A 14,949-nucleotide genomic window follows, 5' to 3' on the forward strand; every position below is an offset into this window, starting at 1 on the left:
ACCATCATTATGGAGAATTTCCGAACTACTTCAATTAGCTGTCTATATTGGGGTGGCCGTTAGGCCGCACAGCGGCCGCTGAGCTCCGCAACCGTGGCCGCTGGCCACCGCCGTATGCAGAAACCGTCATTGACTCTATTTCGGCCAATACAAGTGCAATGGACATCCGCATCATAATTGGCATGAACTCTCGTTTTTCAATGAGTGGTTTGAAAAAGGAATGACGCATATTGATAGAGAGTGTATATTCATTTTCGCCATCAGCTTCCACAAGCAACCAATCCATTGTAGGGTCACTCATATCAAAAATAATATGAAAAAGATATTCTATGTGTTTATACATAAAACGATAATTGACATGATTTCCACCCTCAATAGTCACTCCGTCATCACTTGGCGTAACTACCTCTTCTTGTGAAGAGTTCTCTTGTTGCAAATCTGTCAATTTTTCTTGAATAGCTTTTTTAGCCGGATTTTGAGGTTGGTTGGGTTCCTCTTCAACAATTTCGATTTGTAGATTTTGAACTAGACCAGAGCCAGAAAGGTCTTGTGTTGCCAAGTGTACAAGGTCTTTTGTATGAATTTTTTCTCGCACACGAATACTTTCTGCCTTGCGACGATAGTCTTGTGTAAAATTCTGCAGTGCCTCGATAAATGCTTCCTCTAAACCACTATTGTGCCAGTCAAAGTTGTCTTTTGCCTGTGTAACAGGCCAATTATCCATATGCAGTTCTCCGTATAGTCTCTGCCATGCATAAGAATTTGCATCACCAAATAATTCAACTGGACGATAATTTTTTTCAGATCCTCCAACAATCACTCTTCCTCGCCGAATAAGAGTAAAACCAGCATCTTTCACACTACCTGGAATTCGGATTGCAATAAATCCAGACACATACAAATCTTTACCTTCATGATTGACGGTAAATTCTATTTCTTTTTTCCACGCTTTGTTCTGCCCGTTAATATTTTCAACAAAAACAGGTGCTTCTTTAAATTGAAGTAAAGTGCCATTGTAAAATATTTTAACTAATCCAGATCTAATGTCTTCTCGATAGATGCTGCTAAGAAGTTCTTTTACCTTACCAACTGTTCTAGGGCCAACTATACGTTTATTTAGTTTCTTAATTACAATTTTTGTGTAGTGTTCTTTGGCGCTAACTAAATCTTCTCGTACATCAATCTCTTCTGTTTTGTATTTTCCAAGATCGTCAATGTTAATCTCAGTATAATACTTATTTCTTGATCCAAGTTGCGTTGATTCAACTGACCAAACAGATCCGAACCAACAAGCCGCAGTTTTAAGCCCCATTCCAAATTCGTTTCGGCCTGTCGTTTTCTGAGGCGGCCTATCGAGAACTACAGCTCGTTGAAAGTCTGACCATTCCATACCATATGCATCATCATAGATTTCAATGGAATCACCCATATCCTTGTCTTCGATATAGTCAATAGTTATCCGAAGTCCCTTTGCATATTTTTGCGACATAAGTTCATTTTTGTGATCGAAAAAACTCTGCGTAGAATTGTCAACAAACTCGGCAATAGCAGTCCAAGGTTGATAGCTAAGCCGTTTATATGTAGCATAGACACCGCTTGTTGGCCTGATATTTAGTTTTTTAGCCATCAAAGTCACCATCCCATCCGTCGTTCGCTAATGCAAACAGGCGTTCCCCTAAAATTTTCAACACACGAACATTTACTGAGTTTCCGAGTTGTTTATACTGTGTAGCATCTGTACCACGGAACTTAAATCCGCCATGAAAGCTTTGCAAATTTGCAGCTTCTCTGGGAGTTAATTTCCTAAAATGATTCTTCTTTCTGTCCCAAATAATAGGAGTATTTACAATAGCGACAAGGGAGGGATAGAATGTAGGACGCTTTGCACGGATTCCTGATTGACGAATTTGTATTAGACAATCATGGATATCGGAGACATCTGCACCACAATTCCATTCAAATTTTTTGAATAATTTAATTCTATTTAGCATGTCATACTTTTGAATCCAGTTATCAATAAAAATTCTATTGTCTAAATACAGCTTTCTATTTCGTTCCAAAAAATTTTTCTTCCATTTGGGCATATCGCCATATCCTTGTGCTTGGAAAACGGCCTGATCATCATCAATCCCTACGCCAAAACTATCTATCCAGATAGGAAATCCAATCACCTTAATCCCTGTGCCAATTCTAAATTCATCCCATGCGAAAATCATCTTTTCCTGCTCTTCAGAGATCATATAAGAGTCATCAACATTTTCTTCCAGTATTGTCCATGCATCCCCCATCTTACACTTTCGAAGATACTTTTCTAAGTGTAAGTCAGTTTTATGAATAAATCCGTTGCTTAGAATTTTCTCATTTCGAATATCCTTCCGAATCCCAAGTATATATACTCTTTCACGAATTTGAGGAATTCCGAAATCTGAAGGAGAGAGGATAAGTGGTTCTTCTGTAATATAGAAATTGCGTTGCATCAATTCGGATGTAATAATGCCCCAATTCTCAGTCTTGTCCGCTAAATTTCGAACATTTTCAAGAATAATAAACTTGACTTCTGGATGCGCATCGAGAATGTTCATTATTGTATAAAATAGATTGCCACGTTTTTTATCCTGAAAGCCCTTTTGGGCGCCAGCTTTACTAAACGGTTGGCATGGAAACCCAGCACACAAGACATCAAACGGCGCAATAGTTAACGGATCTATTTCTGTTACATCTCGGCGAATTTCTTTTTCTTGGGTATGATAATTAAGTTGGTATGTTTTCCTACATTCCTCATTAATCTCAGCTGCCATAACACATTCGCCACCCAGATACCTCATTGCCTGATGAAAACCGCCAATACCAGCAAACAGATCCACAAATCTAAATCGTTTTTTACCAGGAGCCTCTTTATTTGTGCGACGATCTGCTGGTTTTTTTGCATCTTCAGGAATATACCATCTGTTACCATCCCTCACTGCACCTTTGATGCGCCCTTTTTTACAGAGTATAGTAACCCAAGTAACAGAAACCCCCCATTTTTGAGCAATTTCCTTTGTAGTCAATAGCATTGTTTCACTCACCTTATTATAGTTAACAATAACGTCTCCGTTTTTAAATTCTGTTCATTCTATCGCATTAATTGTCCAAAATAGTGGTCTCATTTTCAATCGGGTACAATCTCCACAATGTCCTCTATTTGGCAATTTAACGCCATGCAAATTTTTAAAAGTATTTCTGTGCTAACATGACCATTTCGACCCATTTTGGTGACTGAGGCAGGACTAATGCCTGCTTTCACACACAGATCTTTTTTCTTCATGTCTTTGTCGATAAGAAGTTTCCAAAGCTTTTTATAGCTAACCGCCATAACAAGATTCCTCCACGCCAATATGCAAAATGCCCTGCCAGACGGCAGAGCATTTTGGAGATTGCAGCTATGCCGCCAAGGTCTCTTCCAACACCTGACAGCGTTGTGTATAATAATAGCATATTCAGCAGAAATACGCAAGAAAATCATGCATTCGCATGATTTTTAGTTTCTTTACAACAGGGGCCTATGTAACTTTCATGTCTCGCATCTATTGCATCCAAAGACTCTTTGCTGTAAAATAATTTGACTTTCAACGGTTATCAATCGTTAAAGTGAAAATTGGGGGAAGCAAAATGCCAACCTTCACAATAGACGGCAAAAGAATATCTGTTTTCCCAGGGGGCAAAGTCGGAGGGCCAGCAATCTACCTACATACCTTTTCCGATGAAGGTCAGAAGGTATTTGCGGCCACGCAGGCATCCGATTGTCCGCCGTTTACCTTGGTGGCTATCAGTGATCTGGACTGGAACCACGATATGGTTCCCTGGAACAGTCCGCCTGCTTTCAAAAATGCTGAGCCCTGCACTGGTGGTGCGGACGACTACCTGCGTCTCCTCACCGAGGAGATTATTCCAGCGGCAGAGAAGGCGATTGATGAAGTCCCTTGTTGGAGAGGGATCGCCGGGTACTCTCTGGCGGGGCTGTTTGCCCTGTATGCGATCTACCAGACGGATCTATTTTCTCGGATGGGCAGTATGTCTGGCTCTCTCTGGTTTCCCAGAATGAAGGACTATATCTTCTCCTACGAGCCAAAGCGTTGGCCGGACTGCATGTACTTCTCCTTGGGAGACAAGGAGAGCAAGACTCGGAACCCAGTCCTGCGGAATGTCAGGCAGAACACGGAAGAGATTCAGGCATTCTACCAGGATAAGGGGATCGACACGGTGTTTCAGTTGAACTCTGGGAACCACTACGACCATGCGACGGAGCGCACCGCCGCGGGCCTTTGCTGGCTGCTGAGCAGATGAGTTAGGCCCGCCTCCCACCAACCTGTATTCTTTGTATAGGCGTGTTAAAATTTGATATGCCTAAAACGAAAAAACAACTTGTATCTCAGCCTCTGCAGAGGTACAATACCCCAAACCTGAACATGAAAAAGAGCCCTTCTGGACAGGCGGCGGCAGCGGATACCGCGCCTGGTCAAGAAGGACTCTTTGACCACATGTTTGACCACAGACAGCGCCGGAGTACTCGGAAACAGTGGAATTAAGAGCGTCAAAGAGTGAGTGAAATGTAGCGGAAAGGGTTAAAACCAATTAGAAATAACCAGAAAAAATTTAGTTCAACCGTTTGGGAGTTTCAAGCAACAGGAACGAACAATTGCAAACAGATGCCTAACTAAGATTCTAAAAAGGGCTAACGCTCTCATAGTTCAGAAAATACTATCCTTGTAGGAAAATGCTTCCCGGCCGGGAGCGGCGGATGCCGCCCCTGGTCGGGAAGTATTTCTGTTAGCAGAGATGGGCGATGGAGCACAGAAGCTCTGCGCTTCGGAACTCCTGCCGTGGCTCAGAGCAGGTGGAGTGCCTTGATCTTCTCCATCCGCTCAATCACCGCCACACCAAAGGGACACCGTTTCTCACAATTCCCACAGGCAATGCAGTCCTCTGCCCTGGCGCTCAGTGCCTGGTAGTGAGCCCGGATGGACTCTGGAACCTGGGGCTGCATCGCCGCCAGGTCGTAGAGCTTGTTGACCATGGCGATGTCTATGCCCTTGGGGCAAGGAGCACAGTGGCCGCAATAAGTACACTGCCCAAAATAGGCATGGCGTGGCGCACCAGCCAGGGTGCTGGCATAGTCCCGTTCCTCCTCGGAGGCCGTCTCATAGGCCACCGCCTCCAGTACATGCTCCGGGCTGTCGTAGCCCGCCAGGATGCTGGCCACTGCCGGTCGGGTCAAAGCGTAGTGGATACACTGCACCGGGGTCAGCGCCACACCGAAGGGGGAGGTACTCGCGGAAAACAGCCGCCCACCAGCATATCCCTTCATCACGGTGATCCCCACACCTCTCTGTTCACACAGCTTATAGAGCTCGGCACGGTCCGGGTGAATGCCGCCCAGCCCCTCCAAGTAGTGCTCCGCGGAAAAATAGTCGTTCATATCCTCGCTGGCAGGAAGCAGATCGAACGCAGGGTTGATGCTGAACAAGAGCATCTCGATCTCCCCGCTCAGGGCGGCCAGGATGCCCACCTTGGGATTGTGGGTACTCAGGCCAATGTGGCGGATGATCCCCTTGGCTTTTTGTTCCTTCACATAAGCCAGGAACTCTCCCTCCATAATGCGGTGGAACTCAGCCTCCTCGTCTACAAAGTGGATCATACCCAGATCAATGTAGTCGGTCCCCAGCCGGCTGAGCAAGTCCTCGAAAGCCGGCTTCACCTTGTTCATGTCCCGGGTTCGGACATATTGACCCTTCTGCCAGGTGGCACCGAAGTGCCCCTGGATGATCCAGCGCTCCCTCTTCCCAGCGATGGCTGAGCCAATGTTGGAGCGCACATTGGGCTCCGGCATCCAGCAGTCCAGGATGTTGATTCCCTGAGCCTCACAGCAATTGATCACTGCCCTGACCTCCTCCGCACTGTGACGCTCCAGCCACTCCGCTCCCAGTCCGATTTCGCTGACTGTCAGCCCTGTTTTCCCCAACGCCCGATATCGCATAGAAACGCTCCTCCCCTGGTCCAAAAATTTTGTTCTGATGCCCCTTTGGCCTAGTCAGTATGTATCTTTATCTTACCATACTTTCTCAGCTGGTCAATGCCACTGCGTTTGAATAACTCTTTGACCGGCTGTCCTCATAATTTGAGTCTGTTATCTGGCCATCGTCTATCAAAAGAAGGCAAAGCAGAACATGCCGAAAGCACATTTCAATCCGGATCGTTCAGGAAGCGAATTCTTTGTCCATAATATGTTGAAAACTGTTATGTCTGCTGTGTGGATTTCTTCGATTCTTTGGTTTGATGTTGTTCTATGCTTGGGGGCGTTTCAGAGCGAATCATCAAGCCTATTCCCCGAGTATGAGCGTCAGCGTAGGCTCATCAATGGCCGTATATCCCTCAACAATCTCAAGTCTGAACTCAATTTCCTGAATATCAGAAGCAGAAGAAATCTGGTTATCTGCCAGCGAAGACTCCCGTAGCTTTATCTCGATGACAGCCGACTGTCCGTCTTCCAGTTCCTGGCCGTAATATGAGTAATCAGTCATAAATCCGTTTACCGAGAGTGAATCGTACACATCGTGAATAGTGCGCGTCTTCCCGCTGTTGTTTTCTACCAACAGGAGCACATGCAAATCTGAGCTGTAATCGGAAGGGTCCTTTATAATGTCCTTGAACATGATTTCCAGCCCATTGCTGTTGTAAACCTCCGAAGTACCTGTCTCATCGAAAGAGACATTCACATCGGGGACAACAATTTCTACCGGGGTTTCTGCCGCGATTTCGATGCCGTCCGCATTACACTGCTCCAAAGAGAGGGAGACCGCACCCACCTGAGTGATGCCATATACATTCCAATAGGGAGAGGCCAGCACATCCGAGAGATCTACATCCACAATGCAGCGTTTACCGGGATTGATGGCATTGCTAGACCATGTGGAGCTGTTCACCAGCAAACCATTGATAGTAATATCCGATGTGGACAAATATACCACGCTGCCCGTGGTGTTCTCTAACTCCAGCAAAAGAGCAGTTTCTCTTTCACGGTTGGTCATGACACCACTGGAGAGCAGCTTTACCCCGTTTTTGTCATAGAGAGTGTCCTGTGAGAAATGTACCATTTCATATCCATAGGTATTCATGGCGGCACCGCTGGTAATGGTATTCTGATAATGGTCCGTGCCGTAGTCGTGGGTCTCAGCGACAGAGGTCTTGAGCTGGCAGGGGCCTGTGTAGGTGGTGTTGTAATCGTCATCTGTCATGCTAACGCCGATCTCCATATCTGCAATCTCATCGATATCGCCGCCGACTTCCAGGTCAACATTGACGGGTTTCTTCGCGTTGCCGACTATTTCTTTGACGGCCTCTTTGCTGACTGGGCCGTACTGGATCAAATTCATCAATCCCAGGACCAGGTACAAAATACCAGAAGCCAAATTTGCAGCGTGTTGGACTATCTGCAGACTTTGATGGACCAGACTACCGCGGAAAAAACAAGGCTCCAGCAAGAAATTGAGCGTCTGGTCAGCAGCATCCCCATATAAACAGAAGCTGACAACACGAAAACTTAGAAAGAAGGATTGGAGAACCTATGGACAAGGATCAGGAAGCAGCCAATTTCCCCTCCCTGTGGATCGACTGGACGGAGCATATCGTATCCTTCCACGAGGAAGATGGATATGAACGATTGGATTTTCCCTCTAAGAATGAAAAATTGGACTATGCCGTTGAAAAGTGCTCCAATGGTTTCCGCATCCAGTAAACTCCCCTCTTTGCCGGAAGATATCACATACATACCCAAAATTTGAGCAGGTCCCATGTCCGGGACCTGCTCTTCTTATTTGCCGGTTGAAACATCTGCGCTGCAGATTGACGGAAGTCTACCTCTCGCTTATAATATATCTATTCGATATATTGGAGGGCGCTATGGAATATCTGATTTTAGGCCTGCTCATTCTCTCCCCCATGACCGGGTATGAATTGCAGCAGTTTATTAAGAAAAACCTAGCCCTGATCTGCTCCCACAGCGCGGGCAGTGTACAGACCGCCCTTTCCAAGCTGGAAAAAGAGGGCAAGGTGACAGCCAGCGAAACCGCAGAGGGAAAACGCCGCAAAAAGAGATTTTCCATCACAGAAACCGGCCGGGCATCCTTTTCCCGCTGGGTTGCTCAGCCCATGCAGGCGGACCGGGTAAAAAACATGGAACTATCCCGGCTGTTTTTCGCAGGCCTTGCCCAGCCGGAGGAACGTCTCGCCGCGATCCGGGACTACATCCGGCAGATGGAAGAGACCCGCGGGGTGCTCTGTGCAATCCAGGAGTATTTCCAACAGATGGACCCCAAGGCACTTCCGCCGGGCATCGACTGGCCCCAGGTATTGCGCTTTCAGGGATACACCATCCAGTACGGCATCGCCGCCGCAGAATTTGAAATCGGCTGGTATAGCCGCCTGCTTCACGAATTGGAGGAACACCCATGAATATTCTTGTATTAAACGCCAGCCCCAAGGGCAAAAACTCCACCACGGTCCACACTGCCCTATATTTACAGGCACTGCATCCCGAACACACCTTTACTGTGCTTCCGGTGGGGCAGCGCATTAAAAGCTATGAGAAAGACTTTGCCCCGCTGCACCGCCAGTTGGAGCAGGCAGATCTGCTGCTGTTCTGTTACCCGGTCTATACCTTTATTGCACCCTATCAGCTCCACCGGCTCATCGAGCTCATCAAGGCCGACGGCGTGGATCTCTCTGGGAAATTCGTCTCCCAGATCACGACATCCAAGCACTTCTATGACGTGACCGCCCACCGCTATGTGGAGGAGAACTGCTTTGATCTTGGAATGAAGGTTGTGCGGGGGCTGTCTGCCGACATGGATGACCTGCTCACTGAACAGGGTCAGCGGGATGCCCGGAACTTTTTTGACCAGCTGATGTTTTCCTGTGAGCACGGGTTGTTTGTGACACCGCCTGTCAGCGCGCCCCAGCGGGAGAAACGAGTCTATCAGCCGGTGCTGCCTTGCGCAGCCAAGAGCAAGGCCAAGGATGTGGTCATCGTCACCAACTACTCCCCTGACGATGAAAATCTTCAGAACATGATCACGGACTTTCGTACCGCACTGCCCTTTGAGAGCCGGGTGGTGAACCTGCGGGAATTCCCCTTTGACGGCGGCTGTCTGGGGTGTTTTGGCTGTGCCATCACCGGAACATGCGTCTACAAGGATGGATTTGATGCGTTTTTACGCAGCACCATCCAGTCCGCCGACGCCTTTGTCTATGCCTTTACCATCTCAGACCACTACACCCACTCCAGCTTCAAATGCTTCAATGACCGTCAGTTTTGTAACGGCCACCGGACCGTGACCCACGGCACTCCCATTGCCTATCTCATCAGCGGCGACTATCGGTATGAAAGCAATCTACGCATGATCATCGAGGGCCGCAGCGAGGTGGGCGGCAACTATCTGTGCGGTGTAGCCACAGACGAGGGGGATCCTGCATCCGAAATTCAGACTCTGGCCGATGCTCTGGTGTTTGCCATGGAAAAGAAGCTGTCCCGCCCGGCCAACTTTTATGGCGTGGGCGGCATGAAGATTTTCCGCGACCTCATCTATGTGATGCAGGGTATGATGAAGGCTGACCACAAATTTTATAAGGCCCACGGCATCTACGACTTCCCTCAGAAGCAAAAGAAACGTATTTTACAGATGAAACTGGTGGGCGCTATGCTTGCAGTTCCGTCGGTACAGAAAAAGATGAAAGGACAAATGAACCAGTATATCATTGGCCCTTACCAAAAAGTTGTGGAACAGGCAAAAGAGATTGGTAAATAAGATTATTGGACAAAAAAGCAGGTCCCCACGAAGGGGACCTGCTTTTCTGTTACATTAAGAATTCATCCGCGTGCATTTCCGCTTAAACGTATCCGATTTCGGGTACAGAGCCGGAAATCTCACGGTAAAATGCTGCTGTCGCCGTTTGTATATACGGATTCAACCACAGATTGCCAATTCCCAAAGTAAATATACACAGGATGTGCCAGCCAATGAAGCTGAAGTGCAGACAGAACAGCCGCCAACGGTTTCCTGTCATCAGCTCTTTGGAACGGGCAATGGCTTCACTGGCCGTAAGCTCAGGTTGCTCCGCCAAGATGAATTCCGTCATCGCATAGCTGTATGTGGCGATAATGCCGGGGATGATCAGCAGCAGGGTCCACAGCAGGATGTAGAGGCTCTGAAGAAACCGGGCTGCAGCCATCGTCTTCCAGTAGGGAAAATAAGCAAACAGAACATCAAAGGCCGGATTTTCCTGATCTACCATCCGCAGATTAAACCGCGCGTACCCAACGCCAATGATGCTGCCAAGAATAAAGTAGGCCACAGCAAACACAATGGCAATCAGGATAAGATAAACAGCGCCTCCAATCAGGAACGTACTCAGCTCCGGTCCCAATCCTTTGCTGGTAGAATAAATATTCTGTCCTGCAAGTTCCAGACTGGCGCTTGCACCCGCAGCATCGACATGGAACTTGATCTCAGGTCCATCCGAACTGATACCGCCCAAGAGCACTGCAACCAGACCAGCTGCAACCGCAAACAGCCATTTCCCTCGCAAGGATTCTCTTGCAATACTGCGAAAATCAGCCGCGTATTTCATTTGGCCCTCCTTTCAGTCTGCACATTGCCGATTGGAACGGGACATTGACTTTTCTACGCAAGCAGCACAGAGGTTCGTTCTGCGCAGACTCCAATTCGTCAGCCATTCCCAGTGGGGATAAAGGGACGAATGGACGCCGCCACATTGCAAATGGGCATGGTCTGCAGCCATACAAGGCCCGGGCCGGTAAGGACCGTGTTGAACAGGCCCTCTCCGCCCAGCAGCTTGTTCTTCAGTCCGGGCACCTGCTGGATATCCATCTGGACGCCCGGCTCAAAGCCTGCCACATTTCCGGTATCCACAACGATCTGCTGGCCGGGCTTTAATTCATATTCCACCAATTCGCCATCGATCTCTACAAAGGCGATCCCGCAGCCGGACAGGCGCTGCATAATAAAGCCCTCTCCCCCGAAAAAGCCAGCCCCGAGTTTTTTGCTGAAGTGGATAGATAGTTCTACACCGGATTCTGCCGCCAGGAACGCGCTCTTCTGTACGATCATTTCCTGCCCGGGTGCAATCGTAACCACTTTGATCTGTCCCGGGAAGCTGGAACCAAAGGCGATCATGCCTTCACCCTGAGCCGTGTAAGTATTCTGGAACATGCTCTCGCCGGAAAATGCCTTGGAGAACATCTTGCCAAGGCCACCGCCACGGGTATCCATTTTCATGTTGGGGCTCATCCAGACCATAGAGCCTTTTTCTGTGATCATCTGCTCTCCGCTGTCCAGATTACACACAACAACCGGAAACGAGCCACCTTTTACTTCGTAACGCATATCTTTCCCTCCATAAAATAATTTTAAGTGGATTGCATGGTCATCCAACAAAAGATTTCTGCTTTTGCTCCTTGGAATAAACAGCATCTCTTGTATGCTTTTATTCTACTGAGATGTGCCATGAGAATAAAGGTATGCAGGCGCAAATTACAATGGTTTATTTCCGCAAAAAGAGAAAATTAAGCCTCGGCTTTCGCGCACTTACGGTGGGCGTTATACCGCTCCACATCAATCACTCCATGATCCAGCATTTTCTCACACCAGAGCTGAAGGGTCTCCACAGTAATCGAAATCCGTTCCAACTCCTCCTGAATATGGATAAAGTCCTCCAGCTCATCATCCGTGATTTTTCCATCGGCTGTAATTTCAATCAAACGGTCCTTCTGCTTGTTCATGGAGTTCAGTGAGGCCAGCATTTCCAACACGATTTGAGACAGCTCTTTAATTTTGATCTCCGGAACATACTGCTGCCCGATGGGACACTGGTTGGCACAGTAGTGGTTGCACAGCCCTGGCTGCTTATACTTATCTGACATCAGAAGTACTTCATCAGGATGAGGCATGGATCGTTCATTTTCAATCTTCTCGATCCGTTCGGGAGACATGGTTTCCAACAGTTCACCGGCCTCTTCCCGGGTCAGCTTTAAACCCTCCCGCGTGAGCTGGTAAATGGTCTTATTTTCTTTGGTGGATACTCGAGCCATATTTATCTTCCTCTCTGATCGGAGAATATGGAAATGCGGCATAATGTTAGTACTATTATACGGCATATAAGAAAAAAAGACAATTTATTTCCGTACTATGCGGGCAGAAACATTGGAATCATCTTTCTTGCTGTGCTATAATGCCCAATATGGGATTCTATGCCATAGGCCGCACGATCAAGCGGGATTTATCCCAATAAATAAGACCTTCATAACCAAGCAGTTAATTATTACATCAGGAGAAATCAATTATGATTCGAGATATCTGTAAAGACGAAACCTTTTTGGCTCAAAAGGCAGAGCCTGCCACCCCGGACGACCTTCCCATCGCTGCCGACCTGCTGGAAACCCTGGAGCACCACAAGGCCGGCTGTGTGGGCATGGCAGCTAATATGATTGGCATCAATAAGCGAATTATCGTCTTTGACAACGAGGGCACCTACATGGTCATGTTTAACCCGGAAATCATCAAACAATCCGGTCCCTATGAGGCGGAGGAGGGCTGTCTCTCCCTCACCGGTACCCGTCCGGCCAAGCGGTGGAAGTCCATCAAAGTTCGCTGGCAGAATGAAAAATTTCAGGAGCGGCTGAAAACCTTTACCGGCTGGACCGCTCAGATCATCCAGCACGAAATTGACCACTGCGAGGGTATCATCATATGAAAAAATGTAAGATCACTGTTATGCGTATCACGCAATATGAGGATCTGATGGCCCAGTACGAAAATCCTATCTCCCACGCCTGCGACATGAAAGTGGGACAGGTTTTTATCGCCAATGGCTGGGAGAAGCCGGATGGCTTTTGCCAAAGTGCCTGGGATACCCTCTCCCCCTTTGTACTGGCCCTGAGCCACGGCGGAAAGAACTTTTATGACGGCTGGATGAAAAATCCTAAGTCTGCCATGCTCTCCTGCAACGACGGCTTTCGTCCGGTGAGCTTTTTGGTAGAAGCTCTGGATGAGGATGCCGAGTAAGGAGGAATCGCTATGTTTGAAAACAAAGTTGCCGTCGTCACCGGCGGCGCCAAAGGCATCGGCAAGGCCATTGCGGAACAATTTCGGAAGGAAGGGGCCCAGGTGTGTGTCATCGACCTGCTACCCAACGATTATTTTGTGGGCGACCTGGCCGACCAGGCCGTCTTGGAGGACTTCGCCCGCAAGGTCATTGCCGACCACGGCCATGTGGACTATCTCATCAACAACGCTCTGCCCCTGATGAAGGGCATCGATGCGTGTACCTATGAGGAATTCAACTACGCGCTGCGGGTAGGGGTTACCGCTCCCTTTTACCTTGCCAAGCTGTTTACTCCCCACTTTGCTCCCGGCGGGGCTATTGTAAATATTTCCTCCTCCCGGGACCGGATGAGCCAGCCCCAGACCGAGAGCTACACAGCCGCCAAGGGCGGCATTTCCGCCCTGACCCACGCGCTGGCGGTGAGTCTCAGCGGAAAGGTGCGGGTGAACTCTGTCTCCCCTGGTTGGATCGACACGGACTATACGGTCTATGAAGGTCCGGACGCGATCCAGCAGCCCGCCGGCCGGGTAGGCAATCCGTTGGATATTGCTAACATGGTTCTCTATCTCTGCTCGGACAAAGCGGGCTTTATTACCGGAGAGAACATCTGCATTGACGGCGGCATGACCCGCCAGATGATCTACCATAACGACTTTGGCTGGACCTTGGAGGGAAACTGATGAAAACGGCTGTCTGTTACTACTCCCACCACCATGGGAATACCCGAAAGGTTCTGGAGGCCATGGCTGGTGAAGGAAATCTCGACCTCATTGATGTGACAACCCGACAGACAGTCCGGCTGGAAGAGTATAACTGCATCGGCTTTGCCTCCGGCATCTACGGCTTTGACTTTCAAAAGGCCGTCGTGGAGTTTGCCCGGCAGTATCTGCCCCAGGGTAAGCCGGTGTTTTTCGTCTATACCTACGGTGGAGCCAAGGGCAGCGGTGCGAAATCCGTGGCTAAGATCGCCAGAGAGAAAAACTGCCCGGTGCTGGGTGAGTTTTCCTGCAAGGGCTACGATACCTTCGGTCCCTTCAAGCTGATTGGCGGCATTGCCAAGAGACATCCGGATGCGCGGGACCTGGAAAACGCCCGCAAGTTTTACCGGAAAATCCAAGCACAGAACCCACAGGGATAAGGAGGCTTCACAATGTTTGGACCCAACCCCAACGCTGTCCACCCAAACGAGAACATTCCCAGCGTCTGCTACATTAAGAATGTCATTACCCGTCCCAACATTCAGGTGGGCGATTATACCTACTATGATGATGCGGCCACCGGGGGCGAGGACTTTGAGTCCCATGTGACTCACCACTATGAGTTTATCGGGGACAAGCTGATGATTGGGAAGTTCTGCGCCATCGGCAAGGGCGTTGAGTTTGTCATGAACGGCGCAAACCACCGCATGGCCTCGGTTACCACCTACCCCTTCAATATCTTTGCCCATGGCTGGGAGAAATGCACACCCACATTGGACGAGCTGCCCTTTAAGGGCGATACTGTCGTGGGCAACGATGTGTGGATGGGGCAAAATGTCACCGTCCTGCCCGGTGTCCACATTGGCGACGGTGCGATTATCGGGGCCAACTCCGTGGTATCCAGCAATATTCCGCCTTACACCATCGCAGCGGGAAATCCCTGCCGTGTGATCCGTCCCCGTTTCAACCAGGAACTGACGGCCTACTTACTGGAACTCCGGTGGTGGGACTGGGAGCCGGAGAAAATCTTCCGCAATCTGGAAACCTTATGCAGCGGTGATCTGGAACAGATTCGCAAAATTAACCCATGACA

17 protein-coding genes are annotated in these 14,949 nt (G+C 48.6%); 9 read left to right on the forward strand and 8 right to left on the reverse strand.

Annotated features, from left to right (window positions below; genetic code table 11):
- Window positions 1-34 precede the first annotated feature (34 nt).
- The 3 genes from ACEVJL_RS12810 to ACEVJL_RS12820 all read right to left on the reverse strand — a co-directional run bounded on the left by ACEVJL_RS12810 (window position 35) and on the right by ACEVJL_RS12820 (window position 3,355).
- Window positions 35-1,627 (reverse strand): ATP-binding protein, encoded by a 1,593-nt coding sequence (locus ACEVJL_RS12810; protein ID WP_374738082.1) that lies wholly within the window; start codon window positions 1,625-1,627, stop codon window positions 35-37.
- Entirely contained in the window at window positions 1,620-3,056 is a 1,437-nt protein-coding gene (locus ACEVJL_RS12815) for a helix-turn-helix domain-containing protein (protein ID WP_076944432.1), read from the reverse strand. Before ACEVJL_RS12815 ends, ACEVJL_RS12810 begins: the two co-directional genes overlap by 8 nt.
- Before the next feature lie 95 nt (window positions 3,057-3,151).
- Window positions 3,152-3,355 carry a helix-turn-helix domain-containing protein gene (locus ACEVJL_RS12820; RefSeq protein ID WP_071429296.1) on the reverse strand — a complete coding sequence of 68 codons (204 nt, stop codon included), beginning with the start codon at window positions 3,353-3,355 and terminating at the stop codon, window positions 3,152-3,154.
- 296 nt (window positions 3,356-3,651) lie between these two features.
- Between ACEVJL_RS12820 and ACEVJL_RS12825 the strand changes: the two genes are divergently transcribed.
- Window positions 3,652-4,326, forward strand: a complete 675-nt coding sequence (locus tag ACEVJL_RS12825) for an alpha/beta hydrolase (RefSeq protein ID WP_151075685.1) — start codon at window positions 3,652-3,654, stop codon at window positions 4,324-4,326.
- Window positions 4,327-4,867: 541 nt separating this feature from the next.
- On the opposite strand, the gene ACEVJL_RS12830 is transcribed toward ACEVJL_RS12825, so the two are convergent.
- Entirely contained in the window at window positions 4,868-6,016 is a 1,149-nt protein-coding gene (locus ACEVJL_RS12830; protein ID WP_374738083.1) for an aldo/keto reductase, read from the reverse strand.
- A gap of 343 nt (window positions 6,017-6,359) precedes the next feature.
- Window positions 6,360-7,406 (reverse strand): catabolite control protein A, encoded by a 1,047-nt coding sequence (locus ACEVJL_RS12835; RefSeq protein WP_374738084.1) that lies wholly within the window; start codon window positions 7,404-7,406, stop codon window positions 6,360-6,362.
- Between the two features lie 197 nt (window positions 7,407-7,603).
- Between ACEVJL_RS12835 and ACEVJL_RS12840 the strand changes: the two genes are divergently transcribed.
- The 3 genes from ACEVJL_RS12840 to ACEVJL_RS12850 all read left to right on the forward strand — a co-directional run bounded on the left by ACEVJL_RS12840 (window position 7,604) and on the right by ACEVJL_RS12850 (window position 9,842).
- Window positions 7,604-7,774, forward strand: a complete 171-nt coding sequence (locus ACEVJL_RS12840; protein ID WP_374738085.1) for a hypothetical protein — start codon at window positions 7,604-7,606, stop codon at window positions 7,772-7,774.
- 164 nt (window positions 7,775-7,938) lie between these two features.
- Window positions 7,939-8,490: a helix-turn-helix transcriptional regulator gene (locus ACEVJL_RS12845; protein WP_374738086.1), complete on the forward strand. Its 552-nt coding sequence runs from the start codon at window positions 7,939-7,941 to the stop codon at window positions 8,488-8,490.
- Window positions 8,487-9,842 carry an NAD(P)H-dependent oxidoreductase gene (locus ACEVJL_RS12850; protein WP_374738087.1) on the forward strand — a complete coding sequence of 452 codons (1,356 nt, stop codon included), beginning with the start codon at window positions 8,487-8,489 and terminating at the stop codon, window positions 9,840-9,842. The genes ACEVJL_RS12845 and ACEVJL_RS12850 overlap by 4 nt, the downstream gene beginning before the upstream one ends.
- Window positions 9,843-9,924: 82 nt before the next feature.
- Here the strand turns inward: ACEVJL_RS12850 and ACEVJL_RS12855 are convergent, their stop codons facing one another.
- The 3 genes from ACEVJL_RS12855 to ACEVJL_RS12865 form a co-directional block, all read right to left on the reverse strand.
- Window positions 9,925-10,665 carry a DUF975 family protein gene (locus ACEVJL_RS12855; protein WP_235398684.1) on the reverse strand — a complete coding sequence of 247 codons (741 nt, stop codon included), beginning with the start codon at window positions 10,663-10,665 and terminating at the stop codon, window positions 9,925-9,927.
- A gap of 98 nt (window positions 10,666-10,763) precedes the next feature.
- On the reverse strand, window positions 10,764-11,441 hold the full coding sequence (locus ACEVJL_RS12860) for a TIGR00266 family protein (protein ID WP_235398683.1): 678 nt from the start codon (window positions 11,439-11,441) through the stop codon (window positions 10,764-10,766).
- A gap of 179 nt (window positions 11,442-11,620) precedes the next feature.
- Complete coding sequence (locus ACEVJL_RS12865; protein WP_235398682.1) at window positions 11,621-12,145, reverse strand: XRE family transcriptional regulator; 525 nt, start codon at window positions 12,143-12,145, stop codon at window positions 11,621-11,623.
- A gap of 251 nt (window positions 12,146-12,396) precedes the next feature.
- Between ACEVJL_RS12865 and ACEVJL_RS12870 the strand changes: the two genes are divergently transcribed.
- The 5 genes from ACEVJL_RS12870 to ACEVJL_RS12890 are packed head-to-tail and all read left to right on the forward strand — an operon-like array spanning window position 12,397 to window position 14,947.
- Complete coding sequence (locus ACEVJL_RS12870; protein WP_235398681.1) at window positions 12,397-12,807, forward strand: peptide deformylase; 411 nt, start codon at window positions 12,397-12,399, stop codon at window positions 12,805-12,807.
- Window positions 12,804-13,118 carry a TIGR04076 family protein gene (locus ACEVJL_RS12875; protein ID WP_151075598.1) on the forward strand — a complete coding sequence of 105 codons (315 nt, stop codon included), beginning with the start codon at window positions 12,804-12,806 and terminating at the stop codon, window positions 13,116-13,118. The genes ACEVJL_RS12870 and ACEVJL_RS12875 overlap by 4 nt, the downstream gene beginning before the upstream one ends.
- A gap of 12 nt (window positions 13,119-13,130) precedes the next feature.
- Complete coding sequence (locus ACEVJL_RS12880; RefSeq protein ID WP_302668453.1) at window positions 13,131-13,838, forward strand: SDR family oxidoreductase; 708 nt, start codon at window positions 13,131-13,133, stop codon at window positions 13,836-13,838.
- Window positions 13,838-14,296 carry a flavodoxin family protein gene (locus ACEVJL_RS12885; RefSeq protein ID WP_235398679.1) on the forward strand — a complete coding sequence of 153 codons (459 nt, stop codon included), beginning with the start codon at window positions 13,838-13,840 and terminating at the stop codon, window positions 14,294-14,296. Before ACEVJL_RS12880 ends, ACEVJL_RS12885 begins: the two co-directional genes overlap by 1 nt.
- A gap of 12 nt (window positions 14,297-14,308) precedes the next feature.
- A complete protein-coding gene (locus ACEVJL_RS12890) occupies window positions 14,309-14,947 on the forward strand; it encodes a Vat family streptogramin A O-acetyltransferase (protein ID WP_235398678.1) in 639 nt (212 codons plus the stop codon).
- Window positions 14,948-14,949: the final 2 nt, after the last annotated feature.

It is taken from the genome of Flintibacter porci, from assembly GCF_041925195.1.
GTDB classification, from domain to species: domain Bacteria; phylum Bacillota; class Clostridia; order Oscillospirales; family Oscillospiraceae; genus Lawsonibacter; species Lawsonibacter porci.